21 protein-coding genes and 1 riboswitch are annotated in these 23,258 nt (G+C 42.8%); of the genes, 17 read left to right on the top strand and 4 right to left on the bottom strand.

Annotated elements, in window-relative coordinates; genetic code table 11:
* Positions 1 to 23 precede the first annotated feature (23 nt).
* On the bottom strand, positions 24 to 554 hold the full coding sequence (locus tag HNQ84_RS07795; protein WP_055440751.1) for a helix-turn-helix domain-containing protein: 531 nt from the start codon (positions 552 to 554) through the stop codon (positions 24 to 26).
* Between the two features lie 47 nt (positions 555 to 601).
* Between HNQ84_RS07795 and HNQ84_RS07790 the strand changes: the two genes are divergently transcribed.
* The 8 genes from HNQ84_RS07790 to HNQ84_RS07755 all read left to right on the top strand — a co-directional run bounded on the left by HNQ84_RS07790 (position 602) and on the right by HNQ84_RS07755 (position 7,356).
* The gene (locus tag HNQ84_RS07790) at positions 602 to 1,186 is read left to right on the top strand and encodes a hypothetical protein (RefSeq protein ID WP_435621732.1); all 585 of its coding nucleotides are present in this window, start codon (positions 602 to 604) and stop codon (positions 1,184 to 1,186) included.
* Complete coding sequence (locus tag HNQ84_RS07785; RefSeq protein ID WP_435621743.1) at positions 1,132 to 1,719, top strand: SagB/ThcOx family dehydrogenase; 588 nt, start codon at positions 1,132 to 1,134, stop codon at positions 1,717 to 1,719. Before HNQ84_RS07790 ends, HNQ84_RS07785 begins: the two co-directional genes overlap by 55 nt.
* A 21-nt stretch (positions 1,720 to 1,740) precedes the next feature.
* A complete protein-coding gene (locus HNQ84_RS07780; protein WP_183248940.1) occupies positions 1,741 to 2,913 on the top strand; it encodes a SagB/ThcOx family dehydrogenase in 1,173 nt (390 codons plus the stop codon).
* A 12-nt stretch (positions 2,914 to 2,925) separates the two neighbouring features.
* Complete coding sequence (locus HNQ84_RS07775; RefSeq protein ID WP_021096032.1) at positions 2,926 to 4,197, top strand: MFS transporter; 1,272 nt, start codon at positions 2,926 to 2,928, stop codon at positions 4,195 to 4,197.
* A 152-nt stretch (positions 4,198 to 4,349) separates the two neighbouring features.
* A complete protein-coding gene (locus tag HNQ84_RS07770) occupies positions 4,350 to 4,721 on the top strand; it encodes a thiol-disulfide oxidoreductase DCC family protein (protein ID WP_021096031.1) in 372 nt (123 codons plus the stop codon).
* Between the two features lie 426 nt (positions 4,722 to 5,147).
* A protein-coding gene (locus tag HNQ84_RS07765; protein ID WP_435621731.1) for an IS3 family transposase occupies positions 5,148 to 6,304 on the top strand; the annotation gives its coding sequence in 2 pieces (ribosomal slippage) (positions 5,148 to 5,403 and positions 5,403 to 6,304; 1,158 coding nt in all).
* Between the two features lie 132 nt (positions 6,305 to 6,436).
* Positions 6,437 to 7,012 carry a DUF3238 domain-containing protein gene (locus HNQ84_RS07760; protein WP_435621742.1) on the top strand — a complete coding sequence of 192 codons (576 nt, stop codon included), beginning with the start codon at positions 6,437 to 6,439 and terminating at the stop codon, positions 7,010 to 7,012.
* A gap of 26 nt (positions 7,013 to 7,038) precedes the next feature.
* The gene (locus HNQ84_RS07755; RefSeq protein ID WP_435621730.1) at positions 7,039 to 7,356 is read left to right on the top strand and encodes a hypothetical protein; all 318 of its coding nucleotides are present in this window, start codon (positions 7,039 to 7,041) and stop codon (positions 7,354 to 7,356) included.
* A 108-nt stretch (positions 7,357 to 7,464) separates the two neighbouring features.
* Here the strand turns inward: HNQ84_RS07755 and HNQ84_RS07750 are convergent, their stop codons facing one another.
* Both HNQ84_RS07750 and ade read right to left on the bottom strand, forming a co-directional pair.
* On the bottom strand, positions 7,465 to 8,034 hold the full coding sequence (locus tag HNQ84_RS07750; protein ID WP_435621729.1) for a hypothetical protein: 570 nt from the start codon (positions 8,032 to 8,034) through the stop codon (positions 7,465 to 7,467).
* 42 nt (positions 8,035 to 8,076) lie between these two features.
* Positions 8,077 to 9,789, bottom strand: a complete 1,713-nt coding sequence (ade, locus tag HNQ84_RS07745; RefSeq protein ID WP_435621728.1) for an adenine deaminase — start codon at positions 9,787 to 9,789, stop codon at positions 8,077 to 8,079.
* Between the two features lie 22 nt (positions 9,790 to 9,811).
* Positions 9,812 to 9,913: riboswitch (purine riboswitch) on the bottom strand.
* A gap of 143 nt (positions 9,914 to 10,056) precedes the next feature.
* Between ade and gatC the strand changes: the two genes are divergently transcribed.
* From gatC to gatB, 3 genes are read left to right on the top strand one after another with little or no spacing between them, the layout of a single operon-like run.
* Positions 10,057 to 10,347, top strand: coding sequence for an Asp-tRNA(Asn)/Glu-tRNA(Gln) amidotransferase subunit GatC (gene gatC / locus HNQ84_RS07740; protein WP_009360719.1), 291 nt, complete (start codon positions 10,057 to 10,059; stop codon positions 10,345 to 10,347).
* Between the two features lie 12 nt (positions 10,348 to 10,359).
* The gene (gatA, locus tag HNQ84_RS07735) at positions 10,360 to 11,817 is read left to right on the top strand and encodes an Asp-tRNA(Asn)/Glu-tRNA(Gln) amidotransferase subunit GatA (protein WP_435621727.1); all 1,458 of its coding nucleotides are present in this window, start codon (positions 10,360 to 10,362) and stop codon (positions 11,815 to 11,817) included.
* A 14-nt stretch (positions 11,818 to 11,831) separates the two neighbouring features.
* The gene (gene gatB / locus HNQ84_RS07730) at positions 11,832 to 13,262 is read left to right on the top strand and encodes an Asp-tRNA(Asn)/Glu-tRNA(Gln) amidotransferase subunit GatB (RefSeq protein WP_435621741.1); all 1,431 of its coding nucleotides are present in this window, start codon (positions 11,832 to 11,834) and stop codon (positions 13,260 to 13,262) included.
* A 40-nt stretch (positions 13,263 to 13,302) separates the two neighbouring features.
* Here the strand turns inward: gatB and HNQ84_RS07725 are convergent, their stop codons facing one another.
* Positions 13,303 to 13,806 (bottom strand): hypothetical protein, encoded by a 504-nt coding sequence (locus HNQ84_RS07725; protein ID WP_435621726.1) that lies wholly within the window; start codon positions 13,804 to 13,806, stop codon positions 13,303 to 13,305.
* Positions 13,807 to 13,986: 180 nt separating this feature from the next.
* On the opposite strand from HNQ84_RS07725, the gene HNQ84_RS07720 reads away from it, so the two are divergent.
* From HNQ84_RS07720 to HNQ84_RS07695, 6 genes are all read left to right on the top strand, one after another.
* Positions 13,987 to 15,468 carry a TIGR02677 family protein gene (locus HNQ84_RS07720; RefSeq protein WP_435621725.1) on the top strand — a complete coding sequence of 494 codons (1,482 nt, stop codon included), beginning with the start codon at positions 13,987 to 13,989 and terminating at the stop codon, positions 15,466 to 15,468.
* Positions 15,469 to 15,479: 11 nt separating this feature from the next.
* Positions 15,480 to 16,646, top strand: a complete 1,167-nt coding sequence (locus tag HNQ84_RS07715) for a TIGR02678 family protein (RefSeq protein ID WP_435621724.1) — start codon at positions 15,480 to 15,482, stop codon at positions 16,644 to 16,646.
* Positions 16,636 to 20,775, top strand: a complete 4,140-nt coding sequence (locus HNQ84_RS07710) for a TIGR02680 family protein (RefSeq protein ID WP_435621723.1) — start codon at positions 16,636 to 16,638, stop codon at positions 20,773 to 20,775. The genes HNQ84_RS07715 and HNQ84_RS07710 overlap by 11 nt, the downstream gene beginning before the upstream one ends.
* Entirely contained in the window at positions 20,759 to 21,991 is a 1,233-nt protein-coding gene (locus HNQ84_RS07705) for a TIGR02679 family protein (RefSeq protein ID WP_435621722.1), read from the top strand. Before HNQ84_RS07710 ends, HNQ84_RS07705 begins: the two co-directional genes overlap by 17 nt.
* Before the next feature lie 101 nt (positions 21,992 to 22,092).
* Positions 22,093 to 22,395: an ArsR/SmtB family transcription factor gene (locus HNQ84_RS07700; protein ID WP_003398862.1), complete on the top strand. Its 303-nt coding sequence runs from the start codon at positions 22,093 to 22,095 to the stop codon at positions 22,393 to 22,395.
* A 72-nt stretch (positions 22,396 to 22,467) separates the two neighbouring features.
* A complete protein-coding gene (locus tag HNQ84_RS07695) occupies positions 22,468 to 23,244 on the top strand; it encodes an SDR family NAD(P)-dependent oxidoreductase (protein ID WP_032100975.1) in 777 nt (258 codons plus the stop codon).
* Positions 23,245 to 23,258 lie beyond the last annotated feature (14 nt).

Raw genomic sequence — 23,258 nt, 5'->3', positions numbered from 1 at the left:
AAACAGCGTGACATTCTCGGTAATTAGTTTTTTTTTATAAATTCAAGTTCTTTTTGAAAGGCAGCTTGACGCTTGGCGTCTCCTTTGACTAGCTTGTAAGTCGGACGTGTCCATGACAAACGAAGACGATGCAACAACTTACGAATACCTTCACGTGACATCGAAACGCCATAGGTATGTTGGATGTAAGATTGTAAAATGCGCGTATTCCATGATGAAGCGATGCCCCAGCCAGCATCCACAGGTGTGGTGGTTAACACGAGTTGTCTAATTTCTTGTTGTTGTTCTTCCGTAAGAAACGGCACACGGCCAGGCGGCAACCGGCGATCGAGTAGATGATCGAGCCCACCTTGATTAAACCGTGCAACGTAGATGGCAACGGATTGACGGCACAGATTGACCATTTTGGCCACATCTTTACCGAGATGACCTTCCATGACAAGACGAACAGCGGTCACCCGAACACGAAGAGAAGCATCTTTGATTTTCCGTTCTTGTTTTCGAAGGGTTCGAGGCGTCCAACCGTGATCATTTGTGATTTTCAAACGTTTCATGCCAATTCCGCTCCTTTTACACATGAGTATGTAGGAGCAGTATAGCCATGAAAAAAGGGGTTCATACAGAAGTCATGGTTTTAAGGTGCATGTATATACCTTCTGTAAAACGCACTTTTAAAGTTGATTGGAAGGTATGCGAGATTATCTCCATGTTTTCGAGTGAAGACACAAGCTTACAACCGATTTTTTCAGAATCAATGATAACAAGTATTGTCGAACACTTGGTCAAAAATGGAATTCTCATCGACAAGGAAACAGATTACAATTTGACCATTGAGCAAATCGTAGAGGAATGGCAAGATTGGGATGAATCATCTTGGTTCCTTCATCTACAAACAAAAGATTCAAAATTTGAAACCACTGAAGAAGGTAGATTGAAAAATGTTGAAGAATTCAGAAAAAAAAGATCTCCTGCACCACAATATTTCAAGTGCAACTGCACAACATCTAGCATAAAACTACCGACTCCTAGTAAACTTTTAGATCAAACTTTGGTCAATTCTTTTATGAAACGTAGATCCTGTCGACGTTTTTCTGAAGAACCAATTTCACTACAAAACTTAGCCGATGTTCTATTTTACACGGGGGGATTCTTTTCACAAATGACACACACTCCTATGGAATCGTAGCCAAAAAGCCCTCTCCCTCTCCGGGTGGACGACATTCAATAGAGTTATATCCGATTGTGAATGCATGTGAAGGTTTACGAAGCGGTGTGTACCATTACTGTCAAAAACACCACGCTTTACATCTTATTGAGGCAGAAGAAGACGTGAAGCCATTTCTATACGATGTCCTATATGGGCAAGATTATTTCCTGAATGCCGCAGTTACAGTTTTTTATACAAGTGTTATAGATCGTTTAAAATGGAAGTATAATACCAGTAGAGCCTATCGGCTCATGCATCTAGAAACAGGCCATTACGCGCAAAACTTTTTACTTATCTGTACTGCTCTTGATTTGGGTAGTTTTGTTACTGCAGCTTTCAAGGATAGTGTTATAGAAGAGAAATTGGGGATTTGTGGGATTCACGAAGTTGCGATGTACGTCTCCGGTATGGGCCATATTGTGTTTGATAAGACTACGCGATCAGATATTGAATATGAACAAGTACTGCCTGAAGGAATCGAGATTCGTCTCCCTATAGGAGACCATAGCTAACGAAAAGGGGAAAAGGAGTCAATGGAAGATATTTATAAATACAAACTAGCACCAGACTTGGTTATTACTTACGTCAACAGGAAGCCTCAATTGAGGATACCATCGCAACATCGTCGTTTCGAAGTTGACTCGAAAGTCATGAGTGTCGTCTCTGCATTCACAGGGAACCCAGAAGAGACTTTACATAGGCTAGAGAAGACCATCTCCAAAAACACAATACAAGCTATTGTTAATAAGTTGATTGATGTCGGTGTTCTCATTTCCGCAAACGAACAAAAACAATCACAAACCTCAGAAATAGTTATGGAATGGGCAGAGTGGGGAGAATCCACTTGGTTTGTCCATCTTGAAAGCCGTGATGCCAATTATAAGTCGTCCGATGAAGTGGGTGAGGAATTTATGGAATCATCCGAATCACCTCCCCCTACATATAAATGTAACTGTGAAAAATCAAATATCACTTTGCCTAAACCTAGTACCTTATCAAATATGACCATTTCCGATGCTTTAACACTTCGAAGAACCTATCGAAACTTTTTGCCGGAATCAATCAAGCTACAAGAACTTTCCGATCTTCTGTATTATACAGGCGGAATCCTCTTCACAAATTCGACTCGGTTCTTTGGACGGGTTGCAAAGAAGGTCGCTCCTTCGCCTGGAGGTCGGCATGCAACGGAATTATATCCAGTCATAAATAATTGTGAAGGTCTGGAAAGAGGCATTTATCATTATTGTCAAAAACATCACGCCCTGCATCTTCTTTCTAAGATGGATGATGTTAAATCATTTTTGGGTGAAGCATTGTATGGCCAAGACTACTTTCTGGATGCATCCGTTACAGTTTTTTATACAAGTGTTATAGATCGAATTAAATGGAAATACAAAGGCGCACGCATTTATCGACTTATGCATTATGAAACCGCTCACTACGCGCAAAACTTTTTGTTAGCGGGAACAGCACATAATTTAGGCGTTTTCACGACGGCAGCTTTTAAGGAAAGTTTAGTAGAATCAAAACTCGGTATTGACGGAGTACATGAAGTGGCCATGTATGTAACAGGAGCTGGACAAAAAGATGAAATAGGTCCATATGCTCGCGCCGGCATTGAGCTAAGTGAAAACGTACCGGCAGATTTTAAAATTGCCCTGCCAAAAGCTCTTTCTTCTACAGCTGAACAAAAGTTACTAGGGTAAGGTGTAGATGTCATGAAGTTGCTAGTTTCTCAATATTCGAAAATAAAGAAAGTAGTTCATTCACAACCTTGGAGTGCGCCCTTTCTAGGGGCATTGTTTCTAGATTCGTTCGGATCGGGGTTAACCATGCCATTTTTAGTTCTTTTTTTTCTAAAGACGAGTGGTCTTTCGTTGGAGCAAGTAGGTCAAATGCTATCGATTAGTGCATTGGCTGGATTACTGGCCATACCTGTCTGCGGTGTAATCGTGGATCGATTAGGTGCAAAGCCTGCTGCTCTTGCAAGTTTTTGGTTACGAGGAATCGGAACTCTTGGATATTTGATATTCCATAATATTTGGGGATTGACAATCGCAGCGACCATTGTTGTCTGGGGACAGCGGGCATGGCCAGTTGTGAACCAAACGATCATCTCACAACTTGTCTCCAGCGAGAATAGAACGATGTGGTTTGGAAGTTCTCGAAGTTTACGGAATTTGGGGAATTCTTTAGGAATGCTCATAGGTACAGGTATCATAGCAATATTTAATACACCATTTGCTTATGGGACGTTAATATTCATAGATGCATTCAGTTTTCTTATTGCAGCCGTGTTGATTGCAAAAATTCCGTTGCGCAACCAATCAATTATAAAAAAAGAGCCGATTTCCAAAAAGGTTTGGGCTATTCGTTTTTCATACGACTCAAACTTAATGCGTTTTTTGGTAGCAGTTGCTCCGATGACCTTTATGTACGTTGTTTTAGTTTTCGCAATGCCTGCTTTTATAAAGGAGATAAGTCCAGACCTTAGCTGGATTTCTGGTTTGTTATTTACAGTAAACAGCCTTTCCGTTATTGTCCTTCAGGTTCCGCTGTTGTTTTTTACACATCGCTTGAACGATTTGCAAAAAATAATCGTCGGTTCGGTTGTTTTAGGCTTATCTTATATCATTTTCTTAGGAAGTACATTTTTAGCATCTGCACACTTGAACTTTTTTGTTCCACTTCTTTTCGTCGGAATTCTTCTCTTTAGTTGTGGAGAACAACTTTTTTATCCAGCGTCTGCAACAATTGTGGGGGAAATTGGTCCGGCTGAGAAAAGAGGGAAAAGCATTTCGAGTTATCAGCTCCTCTATGGAATCAGTAACGCGATCGGTCCCTTCATTGTAGGATATTTATTAACAAGAAATATTTCCTTCTGTTGGTTGTTTTTTGTGGTGCTTGCTTTTGTTGGCGTATTCCTACAGTGTATGTTATTACCCAATATAATTGAACAATCGCGTTCTCGTGAATCAACAATATTATAGGTATAAAAAATGCTAAAAATAACGAGACGTAAAGCGCGATGAGTGTATTTGAATATTCAAATCCTTTCGAAATTAATTAATTTGATGATTTTGATATCACCCCTTATTATAAACATAAGATGTGAAAATTTTAAAAAAAGGAGTAGCATAAGGTGAGTAAAATCTTAGTATTGTATGATAGCTGGTGTCCAATCTGTATGAGAGTTAAAGAAAATATTCATAAGCTAGATTGGTTTAACCTTATTGAACTAGAGAGTATTAGAGAAGAAAATAATTTAAATATACCTATCACTGACCTTGAAAAAGAAATGTATTGTATAAACTTAGAAACAGGAAAAATCACAAAAGGTATTGACGCAATCGCTTCTATTTCAGCAAGACTTCCGTTGATGATGTTATTTTGGTTACCTTTAAAATTATCAAGCTACTTTGTTTTTGGTCATAAACTCTACAATTATATAGCTAAAACCAGAATAATTATTCCGGTTAATAACTGTGATGGAGACACCTGCAATATAAAATAAAGCAGGAGTCTCTTTTTTTGAAATTTATATATGTAAGAACATCTAAAATTACTGATTTACATATATAATAAGAAAAATCCGAAAACGAACAATATTATTCATGCATGGGAAAACTCTAATATCTACCTGACGAGGCAATTTGGGTTTTTGGTCAAGTCCAAATTATTGTGTAAATTCCCCTTTGATAGAAAACATGGACCGGAGACTGGACGTATGGTAGGTAAGTCCGACAAGTCTCCTGCCGGTCGCCTTCATGTTGTCAAGGAACAGGTGTGTCAAGGAGCTTTCGCGGCATATCCTCGCTTCGCTCCGATATTCCATGTTCTCCTTGGCACAGCGAAGGGTTTATCTGATGTTAGTCTAGATTATAGACACAACGAATAGAGAAATGTACAGTAAATCTATCAATGATGAGGAGTGTCTATAATGACAAGACGTTTTGATAAAGAATTCAAAATACATGCAGTAAAATTAGTGGTTGAGGAAGGAAAGGCGGTCGCTCAAACCGCAAGACAACTCGATATTTCGCCAAAAACGCTTCATAAATGGGTAGCAGATTATAAAAAAGATGCTGAGCATAGCTTTGTCGGGAGTGGAAACCTCAAGCCAGAAGATCGTGAAAAGCGTGAACTTCAAAAACGTATTCGGGATCTGGAGGAGGAAAACGCGATCTTAAAAAAGGCCATGAGCATCTTCGCCAAAAACCAGAAGTAATTTATGCATTTATTCATACGCATAGAAAGGAGTTTCGCGTGGCGAAGATGTGTGAAGTCTTAGGCGTTTCAAGAAGTGGATACTATGCATGGGCCAAACGACCAGAAAGTCAACAAAAGAAAAGAAAGGAAGCATTGAAAAAGCAAATCAAAAAGATTCATATCGAGTCAAGAGAAACGTATGGCAGTCCAAAAATCACAAAAATCCTTCCGAAACAAGGGGTTAAGGTACCTCAAAAAACGGTCGCCAGAATCATGAAAGATGGTGATATTCGTTCAAAAACAAAGAAAAAATATAAGGCAACTACAAACTCGCAGCATCATTTGCCTGTGTATCCTAACTTATTGAATCAGCAGTTTGAAGCAGATGAGCCGAATCAAGTATGGGTGGCGGATATCACGTATATTTGGACGAAAGAAGGATGGCTGTATTTAGCTTCGGTCATGGATTTGTTTTCTCGTAAAATCGTTGGCTGGTGTCTTTCCGAGCGAATGACAAAAGAGTTAGTGATCAAAGCGTTAAACCGAGCCATCGACGAGAGAAAGCCTCAACCAGGTCTGATTCACCATTCGGATCAAGGGAGCCAATATGCATCGAACGAGTATCAAGCCATCTTACGACAGCACGGAATGCAAACCAGCATGAGTCGAAAAGGAAACTGCTATGATAACGCATGTGCGGAATCGTTTCACAGCATCATCAAAAAGGAACTGATTTTTCACGAGACCTTTGCAACAAGGGAAGAGGCCAAACATCGGATTTTTGAATATATTGAGTGTTTTTATAATGCCGAGCGAATTCATTCCGCTAATGAGTACATGTCTCCGATGGCATATGAGAAGATGTATCAGCAAGGCAAAAAGCAGTGAACTCTTCTCTCCACAAAGTCACGATATAAGGGGCATCTTTCCTCTTGAGGAGGGGAAGGGTTTACCAAACCGTTTTCCTTCTCAAGAGGCCACCAAACGAAGTGCGGTAGTAGGGTTTTAAAGTTTTTCTCGATTTTACGTGTCCATTTTCTTGACATAATACCAACATTTATTAAGCCCGCTAAAATATCCGCACCAGATGGTTACTGCTATGGGGGAGACAATCGTGACTTTTCTGCTTCTGCTAGCACTTATCGTACTCGAGTCGATCTCTCGATTTATTGGCAAGATAGGACTTATGGATTTTCAAAATACACAAGCGATTCTATTCGCTATAATAAAAATGATAATGGTACATGTGGTTCAACGGAATTGGCAAGAAAAAATGCTGGGACATCAGGTATAACGGCTGTAAAGGAATGGATTACATCCAGTGAAGCACAATTTCAAATTTCCCATTCTGTTGGATTGCCGTTTCGCATGGATGTCCCACCGAATATTGATTACAGCTATAGTTTAAATATTCAAAAAAGTGGAGTTACTTATATTAATGGTAGTCATGACCAGTATCCTTGGCATGAAATTTATAGATCGGATAATGGTGGAACATGGAAAACTCTGTATCAATTTAATCCTGATGCTGCAGGTACAAATGTCAATTATTTATTTCCTTTGTACCCCAATAAGAAAATCGCAGTGAGTAAGTAATTTTATATTAAAAGGGGATAGTATAAGTGAAAAAATTTTTAATAGGAGTTTTGTTGGCGTTTGTCACGTTTGCCCTTTCGCTCTCATTATTTAGCACTTTTTCTTTCTTTATTGCCATTTTTCCAATTGCAGTACTAGCTGTTCCGTTTATATGTGCGGTAACAGAGGCGCTCATTTCTTTTATCGATGAAAAATGGGGATTTAAATGGGATTGGGCGGTTGTTTTAGGGATCGCAACGATTACGTCGCTTCCTTTTTATCCTCCTTTTGGTTTTGCAGCCCCGATTTATATGGGAGCACTGGGATATTATGTAGGGAGAAGACTATGTGCTCGATTACATTAGAGGCAATGTAGGTGTGTTGGGGATTATTTAATTCATTTCTGCAAGCGATGTTACCTTTAGATGAGAGAAGTATATAAATCGAATTTCATAGAGAGGGAAATGCCCTCTCTATGAAAATAGCCGATTTCTCATTTTGAAAAGTTCGCGTTCCGTCATCGTTGTTTTATGAACAGTGAAATCAACGTCAAGTTGGAGGTTGTTGAGACGTTCGTTGAATTGTTTGTAGTGGGAGTCAATTTTTTCGTTTAGTGCGTGGATTTCTTGCTTCATTGCTGTCATTTCACCGCGCATATGATGGACGTCCATCGTTAAAGCTTCCAGTTTCGCATCCGTTTCGTCTTGACGATGGAGAAGAGCATTCATAAGATCGTAGAGCTCTTTTTGTCCATTTTTTAATGCTTGTTGTTCTTCGCGAATGAGCTGTTGCTCTTTGCGGAATGCATTCATTTCCTCCCGCAACGAGTTTATTTCTTCACGGAATGTTTTGTGCTCTTCACGAATAGCCATTTGCTCTTCACGAATGGCTCGTTGTTCTTCACGAATGGCTCGTTGTTCTTCGCGAATAGCTCGTTGTTCTTTTCGAATGTCCTGCAACTCTTTTTGAATGTCCGTGACGACGAGTAAAATTTTCTCCAATAATTGCTCGCTCATCTTCTCACCTCCTTTGCATACAACCATATTATAACATTATTCGACAAAAAAAGGGGATAAAAAATCCCCCTATACTTCCACATCAATAAATTGGAACAACGAAACGTCAAATAAACCTTGGTCAGTTAGCTTGAGCTCTGGAATGACCGGCAACGCTAAAAAGGCGAGCGTAATAAATGGGTTGAATTCGCTTGATGCTCCAATGGCGATTAAAGCATTGTGTATAGTTTGTAATTGTTTTAATACTTCTTCATAACTTTTTGCTGTCATGAGTCCACTGATTTCAAGCGGCAAGTCTCCTAAAACGCGTCCATCTTCGACAACGACAAGTCCACCGTTTATGTGTTGAATATGTTCAATTGCAGTGATGATGTCGTCATCGTTCGTTCCAGTAGCAATGATATTATGCGAATCATGGGCAATTGATGAAGCAATCGCTCCTTTTTTTAGTTGAAAGCCGTTGACGATGCCAACACCGACCCCAAGCCCATGGTGACGTTCGACAACAACAAGTTTTAGTAAATCTTGCTCGATCGACGGTTGAAAGAAACCATCTTTGACATCCACTTCTGTGATGAGCCGTTTCGTATGCAAATGATTTGGAATAACTTGAATGACATTTGCTTGATTTCCGCGTGTAAACGAAATTTGTATATCTTCTTTTGTTATCTTTTTGGCATGAACCGATTGGGTAATCGCTTTGTCGATCGAAGTTGCTTTCGCTACAGAAAAGGCAGCGCGTCCGTTTTCAGCAACGAGCGTTCCCTTTTTATAGACGTGTGTAATGGAAAAAGACTGTAAATCTTCGACAAACAAAAAGTCAGCGTCGTACCCAGGGGCGATGGCGCCTTTTGTGTATAGACGATAACATTCTGCCGCATTTAATGTCGCCATTTGAATCGCCGTCATCGGTTCGATGCCTGCTTGAATCGCTAGACGAATATGATGATCAATACTTCCTTCATTGACAAGCTCATCAATATGTTTATCATCTGTGCAAAATAAAAAGCGACGCGCGTTATACGTATTGACAGCTGGAAGGAGTTTGTTTAAATCTTTTGCGACCGACCCTTCGCGAATTAAAACGTACATGCCACGTTGAACGCGAGTGAGCGCTTCATCTACGGTGACACATTCATGGTCAGTATGAACATTTGCGCTTCGGTACACGTTCACGGCTGTCTCATCAAGACCAGCTAAATGGCCGTCAATTAGTTTGCCTGCGGCATAGGCTGCGGAAAGTTTTGCGAGCATTTGTTGTTTTCCTTGTAGCATAGACGGATAGTCCATCACTTCTGCAAGTCCAAGCACGCGCGGATGGGAAAAAAACGGTGCTAACTGTTCGGCGTGCAATGTCGCCCCAGAGTGTTCAAAATCGGTTGCAGGTACGCATGATGGCAACATGACATATACATCAAGCGGAATGTCGTTGGAGTCGTTTAGCATAAATTCAATGCCTTTTGTCCCTGAGACATTCGCAATTTCGTGCGGATCAGTAATAACGGTGGTGACGCCGTGCGGGACGACGACGCGAGCAAATTCTCTTGGGGTGACCATCGACGATTCGATATGAACGTGTCCGTCAATAAGTCCAGGACATACGTATTTTCCTTTTGCGTCAATGACGGTTTGCCCGTCATATGCACCGATACCAACAATTTTGCCATCGGCAATGGCAATGTCCGCTTGGACAATTTCATGTGTAAAGACGTTGATTATTTTTCCGTTTTTTACAACAACATCGGCTAATTGTTGTTTTGCAGCTACAGCAAGTCGTTTCATAGATGTTCCTCCTCTCCAACTCGATACGAGGAGAAATCCCCGTAGTCAAACGATTTACGGTCGTTTGGTAGAAACTTTCGGACCATATTTCCGAAATTATACGAGTTGTTTTTTTAAAAATTTTTTTCATTCTACAACGTTCATCGTTTTTTCGTCAATGAATGATTTTTTCTGTAAGTAAAATGAATGGCAAATGTTGCTTCACTGCGCGAAAGTTTGGTATCATCATAGTATTGTGAAAGGTCGACAATATCGGAGGTGAAAGGCATGTCACGAATTTCAATCGAGCAAGTGAAACATGTGGCGCATTTAGCACGTTTAGCGATTACAGAAGAAGAAGCAGCGATGTTTGCGAAACAACTAGATGCGATTATTACGTTTGCGGAGCAGTTAAATGAGCTAGATACTGAAAATGTTCCACCAACGTCACATGTATTAAACATGAAAAATGTCATGCGAGAAGATGTACCAACAGCTGGACTTCCGCTAGAAGACGTATTGAAAAATGCACCAGACCATCAAGATGGACAATTCCGTGTGCCAGCCATTTTAGAGTAAGGAGGGAAGAATATGTCATTGTTTGACTATCGCATATCTGAGTTACACAGTTTATTACATAAAAAAGAAATTTCTGTTTCAGATTTAGTGGATGAATCGTTTAAACGCATTCATGACGTAGAAGAAAAAGTACAAGCGTTTTTAACGTTAAACGAAGAACAAGCGCGCGCGAAAGCAAAAGAGTTAGATGAAAAATTAGCTGCGGAGAAAGAATTTGGTTTGCTCTTCGGGATGCCAATTGGCATTAAAGATAACATTGTCACAAAAGGACTGCGCACGACATGCGCCAGCAAAATTTTGTACAACTTCGACCCGATTTACGATGCAACGATTGTAGAGCGTTTAAACGAAGCTGACGCAGTGACGATCGGAAAATTAAATATGGACGAGTTTGCGATGGGATCATCGACAGAAAACTCCGGCTTTCAACTCACGCGCAACCCGTGGGATTTAGAACGCGTGCCAGGTGGTTCAAGCGGCGGCTCAGCAGCAGCAGTAGCGGCAGGAGAAGTGCCATTTGCGCTTGGATCAGACACAGGCGGTTCGATTCGTCAACCAGCAGCGTTTTGCGGTGTAGTTGGTTTGAAACCGACGTACGGTCGCGTATCGCGCTATGGACTTGTTGCGTTTGCGTCTTCGCTTGACCAAATCGGTCCAATTACACGCACAGTGGAAGATAACGCATATTTACTACAAGTCATTTCTGGTTTAGATCCGATGGATTCGACATCAGCAAATGTCGATGTACCAGATTACGTTTCTGCCTTAACAGGTGACATTCAAGGTTTAAAAATTGCGGTGCCGAAAGAATATTTAGGCGAAGGTGTATCAGAAGAAGTTCGCCAATCTGTTCTTCAAGCGCTAAAAGTGTTAGAAAGCCTCGGCGCAACGTGGGAAGAAGTATCACTCCCTCATTCAAAATATGCGCTAGCAACATACTACTTATTAGCGTCTTCCGAAGCATCGGCAAACCTTGCTCGTTTTGACGGTGTGCGTTACGGCTATCGGACAGATAATGCGAAAAATTTAATGGAGATGTACAAGCAAACGCGTAGCGAAGGATTCGGTAATGAAGTGAAACGCCGCATTATGCTTGGAACGTTTGCATTAAGTTCAGGCTACTATGATGCGTACTACAAAAAAGCGCAAAAAGTGCGGACGCTCATTAAACAAGACTTTGAAAACGTCTTTGAGAAATACGACGTCATTATCGGACCAACAACGCCAACGCCAGCGTTTAAAATTGGTGAAAAAACGAGCGACCCGTTAACGATGTACGCAAACGACATTTTAACGATCCCAGTGAACCTTGCTGGTGTTCCAGGTATTTCGATTCCGTGCGGATTTGTCAATGGTTTACCTGTAGGACTTCAAATTATCGGCAAACATTTTGACGAAAGCACAATTTACCGCGTCGCTCATGCGTTCGAGCAAGCAACAGATTATCATAAACAAAAACCAACGTTGTAAGGGGGGAATAAGTGATGAACTTTGAAATCGTCATCGGACTTGAAGTGCACGTCGAGCTGAAAACGAAATCGAAAATTTTCTCAAGCAGTCCAAACGCATTCGGAGCGCCCCCAAACACACAAACGAGCGTCATTGATTTAGGGTACCCGGGGGTTCTTCCAGTGTTAAATAAACAAGCGGTCGAATATGCGATGAAAGCGGCGATGGCATTAAATTGCGAAATCGCAACAGAAACGAAATTTGACCGGAAAAACTATTTTTATCCGGACAACCCGAAAGCGTACCAAATTTCACAGTACGACCAACCGATTGGACAAAATGGTTGGATTGAAATTGAAGTGAACGGTAAAAAGAAAAAAATCGGCATTACGCGCATTCATTTAGAAGAAGATGCAGGAAAGCTGACGCATACAGGTGACGGTTATTCGTTAGTCGATTTCAACCGTCAAGGCACGCCACTTATTGAAATTGTCTCTGAGCCAGATATTCGCTCGCCAGAAGAAGCGTATGCGTATTTAGAAAAATTAAAGTCGATCATTCAATATACAGGTGTATCCGATTGTAAAATGGAAGAAGGCTCACTTCGTTGTGATGCGAACATTTCCCTTCGTCCAATTGGCTCAGACAAATTTGGAACGAAAACGGAATTGAAAAACTTAAACTCATTTAACTTCGTTCGCCAAGGATTAGAATACGAAGCGAAGCGCCAAGAGAAAATTTTATTGTCTGGCGGCGTCATCCAGCAAGAAACACGCCGTTTCGACGAAGCGACGAAAACAACGATTTTGATGCGCACAAAAGAAGGTTCAGAAGACTATCGCTACTTCCCAGAACCAGATTTAGTGATGCTTTATATTGACGATGAGTGGAAAGAACGCGTACGTGCTTCTATTCCAGAACTTCCAGATGCGCGCCAAAAACGATATGTCGAAGAGCTTGGTTTGCCAGAGTATGATGCGAAAGTATTAACGCTGACAAAAGAAATGGCAGACTTTTTTGAGGCAACGGTTGCAAATGGTGCGGATCCAAAGCTTGCTTCAAACTGGCTCATGGTTGAAGTATCTGCTTATTTAAACGCAGAACAAAAAGAATTACACGACATTGCGTTAACGCCAGAAAGTCTTGCAGGCATGATTAAGCTCATTCAAAACGGCACGATTTCGTCAAAAATTGCGAAGAAAATCTTTAAAGAGCTTGTTGAAAAAGGTGGCGATCCAGAACAAATCGTCAAACAACAAGGGCTTGTACAAATTTCTGACGAAGCAACGTTGCGCAACATTGTGTTAGAAGTGCTCGATGCGAATCCACAATCAATCGAAGACTTCAAAAACGGAAAAGACCGTGCGATCGGATTCTTAGTCGGCCAAATTATGAAAGCAACAAAAGGACAAGCCAACCCGCCGCTTGTCAATAAGCTATTGCTTGAAGAAATTAATAAACGATAATAACAAAGCGGCATTGCCATCGGACAATGCCGCTTTATTTTTATAGGTGTACAAGCTTTTGTAAAGTGCTTTCGACTTTAAATACACGATTGTTTAATACTTGGATGCTCGATTCGTGGTCGGTGAGGGCAGGGAGTACCTTTTCTTCTAGTATGTTTGTTAAGCGGGTGATGTTTCCTTGCATATTGTGGACATCGAGCGCGAGTGCATCGTATTTTGCGGCGAGCGCCTCTTGACCGTGACGAACCGCTTCACAAATCGCTTTCGTTTCAAGTGTTCGTTCGTCAAGTAACTGTATTTTCTCATCCAGCGCTTGCACTTTCCCATCTAGCGCCTGCACTTTCCCATCTAGTGCTTGCACTTTTCCGTCTAGTGCTTGAACTTTCTTGTCCAGTGCTTGTACTTGTTGGTGTAAGGAAGATACTTCTTTTTCAATAGCTTCCACCCTTTGCTCGACTGCTTCCACTCGTTTTTCCAGCGATTCGACTTTTGCTCGAGTTGCTTTTACTTCATGAAGAATTTCGTATAGCAGCTGTTCTACCATTCCTTTCACCTCCTTTTCGTTTCCATTTTACACGAATCGACAGCGGATGACTAGCGAACATATTCGTGTTTTAAGCAAGCTTCTTATAGGCGAGCACATTTTCCCAACGACGTTTTAGTAGAGAACGGCTGGCGAATCGATTACAATGATAGTAGATGAAGGATAGAAGGGGAGCACAAGATGGATACGTCATGGCTAAAGCCGATTACGGAGGCGAAATATTTAGTAGTTGATAACGCGTACCGGTACCGCGCGATTTTACGCTATTTTTATACGCAACACGAACGAATGAGGCAATATTTGTTTCCAGAAGAAGTGTACGCTTTTTTAAAACAATTCGATGAATTTCAAAATTATACAGAAGAAGAGTTGCAACAAGACCTAGAGCAGCTCGTCAAATGGAGAAACTTAATCGCTAGACAAGAAACGGGTCATATTCGGACGATTGAGGAATTTAAAAAGAAACGGTTTCGCTATCAATGCAGCCCATATACGGTTGAAATCGAACGAATGATTCGCACGCTTGAGCAGCTAGGGGAGACGTTTGGCGGCTCGCTCGAAAAAACGCGGTTTGACCGCTTGTATGCGTCGCTTGTCCGAATGGAATCGATTATCCACGATGGATTTGCCGAAAAAAGGGAAGAAATGAATCAAGTGTGGGAAGAAACGTTTGATTATTTTAAAAAAATCATCCAAAATTCTGCCGACTATATTGCCTATTTAAACGGAGAAAACATGGAAGAACGGATGATGTCTGATTCATTTCTCGTCTATAAAGAACAGTTTACCGCTTATTTGCGCGATTTTATCGTCGCATTGCAAAAAACGTCGATGCAAATTGAAAAACTGCTCGAAGACTTGCCAGAGGACGGTGTTCGCCGTTTTATTGAGGAAGTGGTCGCTTACCAGCTTGCCATTCCACGCTTTGAAGGGGCGATTCTTTCGCGTGAACAGCTAGTAGAAGAGAAATTAGACACGTGGCGCAGTTTAAGCGAATGGTTTTTAGGACGAAACGGGCATGAAAGCGAACTGTCGTTTTTACAAAAGCAGACAAACGAAGCGATTCGGCGAATGACGCGCGTCGTTCAGCGCTTAGGGGAACGTCATCACCACTTCCGCAGCCGAAAAAAAGATTACTTGCATTTAGCGAAATGGTTTTCTTCATTAGAAACGATAGAAGAAGCGCATAAATTATCGGCGGTTGTGTTCGGCTGTTTTCATACAAAGCACATCGTCGCCGAAAACGATGCAACGGAAAATATGTACCGCGATATTTGGGAGGAACAGCCGGCAGAATGGCTCGTAAAACCGCGCGTTCGCCACTACCGAGAAAAGAAAAAGCCAGAAGCAATGATTGATCGGCGGAAAGAAAAAGAGGAAACGATGGCCGCCTACTTAGCAGCGAAACAACAGGAGGAAGAAGAACTCACACAGCTTATAAACGACGGAAAAATTGTACTTCAGGAGCTACCGGTCGTTGCTTCGCATATTCGCAAAACGCTGCTCGGGTGGATTGCAAAAGCGATGGGGCGAGAAGACCGGATGGTGCAAACGGAAAACGGATGGAAAGTGAAAGTAGTCCAACGTGAAGGGACGATTATACTGAAAGCAGAAGATGGTACGTTAATGATGCCAAATTACGAAATCCATTTGCTAGACTAGGAGAAGAGAGAATGGAAAAAGAGTTCGATGAGAAAGCGAAAGAAGCTTTAACGGCGCTGTTTGAACAGTTTTGGATTGTTCGGGAAAAAGAGCCGGAACTTTTTCAAAAAATACGGGAACGTGAAAAAGTGTTAAAGCGGTATGTGCAAGAGAAATTCGGCTATCGGCTCATTGTTCACCGCTATTTTGCTAAGCTCGAAAAAATACCAGCCGAACCAGAAGTGTGGATGGGAATGGAGTCGTTTCAAGAACCGCTCGACTACGCGTTATTTTGTTGCTTGTTAGCATATTTAGAAGGAAAAGCAGTCGAAGAAAAATTTTTATTGTCTGATGTATGCGAAGAAATAAAAGCGATGTATCCAGGCGAAACGGCGCTCGATTGGACGAACTACCAACATCGTCGCGCGTTAATTCGCGTCTTAAAAACAGCCGAGCAAATCGGGATTATACATCACGTCGACGGGGAAGTTGAGGCGTTTGCCAATCAAGAAGACGAAGAAGCGTTGTATGAAGTTCCTGTACTGTCCCGCTATTTTATGCGGTCCTATCCGAAAGACTTCATTCAATATGAAACGATCGAGCAACTGTTGGAGGAAGAGTGGAAAGTGTCACCCGACGACTACCGCCGCCACTTTATTTATCGGCAGCTCTTTTTATCTCCTGTTGTATATCGCCGGCAAAAAGACGACCCAAACTTTTATTATTTGCGCAACTTCCGCCATCGACTGCGCGATGACATCGAGGCGCATACCGATTTTCGCTACGAACTATATAAAAATGCAGCCTTGCTGACGATTCCAGAACGGCAACATGTGTATACGTTATTTCCAGATCAAAAGGGAACGTCGGATATTATCCTTCATTTTGCCTCTGTCGTTCGCGCTCATTTGGACAACTATCCACCGGATGAATACGGGCAAATCCACGTGACGATGTCCGATTTTCGGCAGCTGCTTCACCGGTGCAGCGAGCAGTATGGCGAAGGCTGGAGCAAAACGTATCGGGAAATGACGACGGCACAGCTCGCCTCTGAACTGCTCTCTGCTTTAAAAGACTGGAAGATGGCAGAATATGAACAGGAAACGGGCATGGTCGTGCTTTATCCGCTGCTTGGACGGCTTGTCGGTCAATATCCAGACGACTTTACAACGAAAGGAAGAGACGATGATGACAAATAAATGGGTGCTTCATCGCGCGGGATTAATTAATTTTTGGTATTACGACGAACAATATTTCGAGTTTGCCGACGGCAAGTTGTTGTTGCGCGGGACGAACGGCTCTGGGAAGTCAGTAACGATGCAAAGCTTGCTTCCTGTCTTATTGGACGGAAAAAAAACGCCCGACCGGCTTGACCCGTTCGGTTCTCGGGCACGAAAAATGGAAGATTACTTGCTTGGCGAAAAGGAAATTGTCGATCGCGATGAGCGGACAGGCTATTTATTTTTAGAATATAAGCGAATGCAGACGGAACAATACGTAACGACAGGGATTGGCTTACGGGCAAAGCGGCAAAAAAATATGGACTTTTGGGGGTTCGTCATTTTTGATAACCGCCGCATCGGTCGCGATTTATTTTTATATAAAACGGAAAAATCAGCGGATGGAACGGAAAAAATCCCGCTCACCAAACGCGAACTGGCGAATGTACTTGGCAACGGCGGAACGGTCGTGGATTCACAAAAAGAATATATGGAGCTCGTCAATAAGCACGTCTTCCGATTTGAATCGATGGAGGCGTTTCAAGAATTAATTGAGCTATTGATTCAATTGCGTAGCCCGAAGCTATCGAAGGATTTCAAGCCAACGGTCATTTACGAGATTTTAGAAAGCTCGCTCCCCGCGTTGACAGACGACGAGTTGCGCTATTTATCGGAAACGATTGAAAATATGGACCAAACGAAACAGCAGCTAGAGCAGCTAGAGCGCGATGAGCAATCACTAAAACGGCTTTGTGCGCAATATCGAGCGTATAACGAGTATATGATTGCGGAAAAAGCAAGCGAATGGATAAAGGCTGACAAACAAGTGAAGCGGCTAGCAGAAGAAGAAAAGCAATGGCTTGCGGAGGAACAGGAAAAGCAAGCGCACCTTGTCGATTTGAGCGAATACATTCAAACGCTTGCAAACGAACAGGACGTATTGCATCAACGAGAATTAGAATTAGCGAGCCACGAAGTGTTTCAAGCGGCGAAAGAATATGAGCGAGTCCAACAAGAAATACGCGACATTCATGACAAGCAACAAAAACTATTGCGGCAAATCGATGAAAAAGAGCAGCTCGAACGCCGCTATAAGCGCCAGTTAGAAGAAGACGAAGACCGGCGGTATCAGATAGAAAAGCAACTCACGCAGCAAGTAGAAGACTTACGGCATGATGCGATGGAAAGTTCCTTCTCTTCCCATGCTCTTAACGAAGCGGACTTTGCTCGACAGCGCCAAACGAAATTTGATTTTACCGTCTGGAAGCGAGAAGGACAAGAATACGTTGAAAAACTAGAACAAACGATTGCGCTTTGGCGCCGCCATGATGAAATGAAGGCGCGCTATGAAGAAACGAGTAAAGAGGCAGGGGAGCTGCAGCGGGAAGTAGACGAATTGCGCCATGAAGAAGCGAAATGGCTCGAACTGTTAGAAAACGAAAAAGCGCGTTTCCAACAAGAAGTATTTCGCTGGCTCGAACAATGCCAAGACGTTTCCGTACCGGGACCCTCTGTCCAACTATTTTTACAGCGTCTTCACGAACTATACGAAACGTATCACGTCGATGAGATGAAGCAACCGTTTACGGAAGCGTATTACGAAGCACTCAATCGAAAAAACGAAGAAAAAATGAAGCAAAAGCATACGTGCACGTTATTAGAAGAAAAAATTGCCGCAAAAGAAGCCGAATGGAACCAATGGAAAACGCAAAAAGACCCCGAGCTCATGCGCGATGAACAAACGATCGCAGCGCGGGCGGAGTTAGACGAAAAAGGGATTGCTTTTGTCCCGTTTTATGCAGGGGTGGAATTTCAAGACCATGTACCAGAACCGCTTCGGGAGCGGATTGAATCGGCATTGTATCATGCAGGGCTACTTGATGCGTTAATTACAGAAACCGATGTCGAAGTAACGTGTGACCGAGTGATTGTTCCACGTCCTGTCGAACTGGCGCATACATTAGCAGACTATTTGCAGCCGGATGTAGATGAAGGATGCAAAGTATCCAAAACGCGCATTAACGAAGTACTTCAAAGCATCGTTCTTGCCGATGGAGAAATGGACGGAACGTTTATGCTTCATGAAGAAGGGCGTTATACGCTCGGCTTAATCAAAGGGCATGCCCCGGCGCGGGAAAAAGCGTTGTTTATCGGACGCACTGCCCGCAAGCGTTGGCGGCTAGAAAAGATCGCCGCACTCGAAGCAGAACTCCACGAACTTCGCGCCCAGCTTCATGAGGGAACCGACATGCTAAAACAGCTCGAGCAGACGATTGCGCAAATAACCCGCTGGTTTCGTGCCTTTCCAACCGACCGCGATATGCGCGCAGCCTTTGAAGAACGAGAAAAAACGAAGCGAATGATAATAAGCAAACAACGCGAATGGGAAAAGAAAAACGAAAAGTTAGCCCAGCTTGCCCGCGATTGGCAACAAGCAAAACAAACGTTGCGCGAGCAAACCGAGGGGCTCGATTTAGAGTTTTCCAAGGACGGCTATGAACAGGCGCTTCTCTTTATGAAATCGTATATGCGCGGGCTTCACGAACTGCAAATGACGCATCGCGAATTTCTTCATTTGCTCGACATGATTCGTCATCGGACAGAGCAGCTCGAAACGTTGCAACAAGAAATCGACGAAACAAAAGGCGAACGGCATATGCTCGCAAAAGAGCAGCAAAAACTCGAACTAAAGCGGCAAGAAATCGAACGGACGCTGCAACTAATGGGCGCAGAAGAAATTCAAGCGGAAATCCAGCGCGTCCGCGACCGGTTGGCATTTTTGCAGCGAGAAATGCCGGCGAAAATGAACGAGCGCATTGCGCTAGAACATGAACTGAAAGCCATTCGGGAAAAATGCGAACAGCTTTCGGTGAAAGAAGCGTTTGCTAAGCGGCTCGCAGAAGCATGGAAGCAGTCGTTTGCGCGAGAAGTCGCTCTTGAACTAGTGGAACTTCATGGTGCTGATTTGTTAGAAAAAGCAAAAGAGGCGATGCAGCGGTATGGAGCGCTAGCGAAAGAAACGCGAACGTCGCTTGTGAACCGATTAAATAGCGTCTTTTTCCAAGAATCAGCGAATTTAACGGAATATCGGCTTAGCCAAGAGCCCGTCGCAGCTGAGGAGGACAATTTGTTTGCGGATATTGAGCTAGACGAGGAAATGGAATTAAAAGTCGCAGGGTGGAGAGAAAAGCAAGACCGAATCGTCCTTTTGCTTGATTATAAAGGGCAGCGCGTATCGCCATTTTATGTATTACATGAAATCGAGCATGACATTTTCTTACAGCGGGAATATATGAAAGAGCAAGACCGCGAATTGTACGAAGAAATTATTTTAAAAACGATTGGCCGAATTTTGCGTAGCCGTATTCAACGGGCGGAACGTTGGGTAAAAGATATGAACGAACTAATGCAGCAGCTCGATACGTCTTCGGGGCTTGTGTTGTTTATTCAATGGAAGCCGCGCACCGCGGAAACGGAAGAAGAGATGGATACGAAAGAGCTTGTCGAATTGTTGCGGATGAACTCGCGGCTATTAAAAGAGGAAGATTTGCAACGAGTGACGAAACATTTCCGCTCGAAAATTCATCGGGCGCGCGAATTGTTAGAAGAGCGCGGCCAAGGCAATACGCTCCACCAAATTATTAAAGAAGTGTTAGACTATCGGAAATGGTTTTCGTTTACCCTTTATTACCAAAAAACGAACGAACCGAAACGGGAGTTGACGAACCAGCGTTTCTATCAATTTAGCGGTGGGGAGAAAGCGATGGCGATGTATATTCCGTTGTTTGCGGCGACGTATTCGCGCTATCAAGAAGCTGCAGACGATGCACCGTACATTATTTCGTTGGATGAAGCGTTTGCGGGGGTAGACGAAAATAATATTCGCAATATGTTCGGGCTTGTCGAGCAGCTTGGGTTTAACTATGTGATGAACTCGCAAGCGCTCTGGGGCGATTACGATACAGTACCGGCGCTATCGATTTGTGAACTCGTTCGTCCGAAAAACGCCTCGTTCGTGACGGTCATTCGCTATTATTGGAACGGAAAAGTAAAGCAGCTTGTCGTCGAGGATGCAAGAAAGGGTGAGATCATTGAACCGATTAGATGAGGCGGTGCAATTTTTTCGCGGTGAACGTTCGTTTCACCGCCTTTTTTGCGAAATGAAAAAGAAATACGAATCGCTTGGCCGCATAGGGGGCACGATTTCCGTTTCGTCTCTTTCGGCGGAGGAAAAGGAAGCGATCGCGTCGTTTTTTGGCAAAGAAATGAGCCGCGTGTCGCTCGCGGCGTTTGAACAACAGCTTGCGAATACAAGGTTTGCCGGCATTTCTCTCGTGGAGTTGCTGTCATGCTATTTTGGCGAGCCGCTCGTAACGAAAAAAGAGCAACAACAAGAAATAGAGCGGGAAAAGGAAGCCTATTTTACCCGGCTTATGAATACGTATCGAGCACAGCGCGATTGGTTGATGGCGGTAGAAAAGCAGCGGTTTGTGCAATTAGCGTATCAACAAAACCATCACGCGTTAGAGGCGGCGCTTTCTGCTGTTTGCCGCGCGCTCGAACAGCTTCCGTCCACCTACGTTCGCTTGCCCGTTTTTGCGCAAAAAGTAGCGAACGATCCGCATATGTTTGATTTGCATACGCTTGCGGGGAAGCTATTGCTTTCGGCGCTGCAATTTTATGCGGATACCGAATACGACCTTTCGTCGGTAGAAGACGTGAACGAACTGTTGCAGTCGTACCGGCTGTTGCGGGAAGATGTATTAAACTTTGTGACATGCGCTGGCGTGATGGCAGAAACAGAGAAAGGCCGCCATCCTGTTTTCGCTGCCGCATGTAAAACGAATATGGCGCTAAATGTTCCGCTGCGGGAAGTGATGCCGCTAGTGCGGGCGTATCCGTCCGTAGGCAACAACGTCTTTGTCGTCGAAAATGCGGGTGTGTTTTCGACGCTGTTAGATGCGAACGTACCGCTCATTAGCACAAACGGTCAATTGAATTTAGCGACGAGGTGGCTGTTTGATTTACTCGTAAAAGAAGGGGTTACCCTTTATTATTCGGGCGATTTTGACCCGGAAGGACTAAAGATGGCGCAGCGCCTTGTCGAGCGGTACGGTTCATCTGTTCGGCTTTGGCATTACGACTGTTCTGATTATTTGGCGACCAAACCGACCGTTCCGCTATCCGATGAACGTTTGGCTAAACTGCAATCGGTGACGCTTCATGACTTGCAGCCAGTAAAACAAGAAATATTGCGGCGGAAAAAAGCAGGATACCAAGAGGCGCTTGTGGAACAGTTGAGGAGGGAGGTGAAGGGAAGGTAAAGGATCTATTTTTCGAATAATGCATTGACAGGCGTGAAGAAAAAGAATAGGATAAAGATATCAAATGTTTAAACTTTTAAACAAAAGAAAGGAAGAGGGGAATGGGACAAAAAGCGATCGAGGTGTTTCGATCGTGTATACCATTATTTCAAGCGCTAAGCGATCCTCATCGACAAGATATTGTATTGCTGCTTGCGGAACACGATAAGCTAACAGTCAATGAAATTACGGAAAGGTCAAGTTTATCACGTCCAGCGATTTCCCACCATTTGAAAATTTTGCGCGACCAAGGATTAGTGTCGGTAGAACAAAAAGGGACATTGAGATACTATGTATTATCTATCGAAAAAGCTGTTGAATTATTGAAAGATTTGATTCATGCTGTCGAGAAGGAGTGCCTTTAGATATGCTAAAGGCCAACTTTTTCGTTTTATATGTTTAAGTTTTTAAACATTTAAAAAAAGGAGATGTAGAGAATGAAAAAGAACGTATTAATCACAGGGGCATCAAGTGGAATTGGCTATGAATTTGCTGCACAATTTGCAAAGGAAGGGTATAACATTATTGCGGTAGCACGAAACAAGCAGAAGTTAGATGAACTAAAACGCCAGCTAGAAAAAACATACGGAATAGCAGTATGGATATATGCTAAAGATTTATCGAATCAAAACGAAGTTCATGATTTGTATGAAACATTAAAAAACGAACAGCTTGACATTCATATCCTCGTCAATAACGCAGGATTCGGGTTGTACGGAGAATTTGTGGAGATCGGGTTACAAGAAGAATTAAATATGATTGATCTAAATATAAAAACACTCACTCATTTGACGAAACTAGTCGTCGCAGATATGGTAAAAAGAAACGAAGGGAAAATTTTAAACGTTGCATCAACGGCTGCTTTCCAACCAGGACCATTAATGGCTGTATATTATGCGACGAAAGCGTATGTGTTATCTTTTTCAGAAGCGTTAAGTAACGAGTTGCGACACACGAATGTCACTGTGAGTGCGCTATGTCCAGGGCCAACTGCGACAGGATTTGCGGATCGGGCGAACTTGCAACAATCGAAATTGTTTAAAAGCGGTGTGATGGATGTTAAACAAGTGGTGGAGGCTGGGTACAAAGGAGTAATGAACAATAAAACCGTCATTATTCCGGGGATGGCGAATAAACTCCTTGCATTTAGTGTTCGTTTTATGTCACGTAAATTCGTTACGAATATTGTCAGAAAGGTTCAAGATCGGGTGTGACGAGGGTGAAATAA

The organism is Anoxybacillus eryuanensis, from assembly GCF_051200995.1.
In the GTDB taxonomy this organism is placed as follows: domain Bacteria; phylum Bacillota; class Bacilli; order Bacillales; family Anoxybacillaceae; genus Anoxybacillus; species Anoxybacillus tengchongensis.
This window is presented reverse-complemented; position numbering and strand designations above follow the sequence as displayed.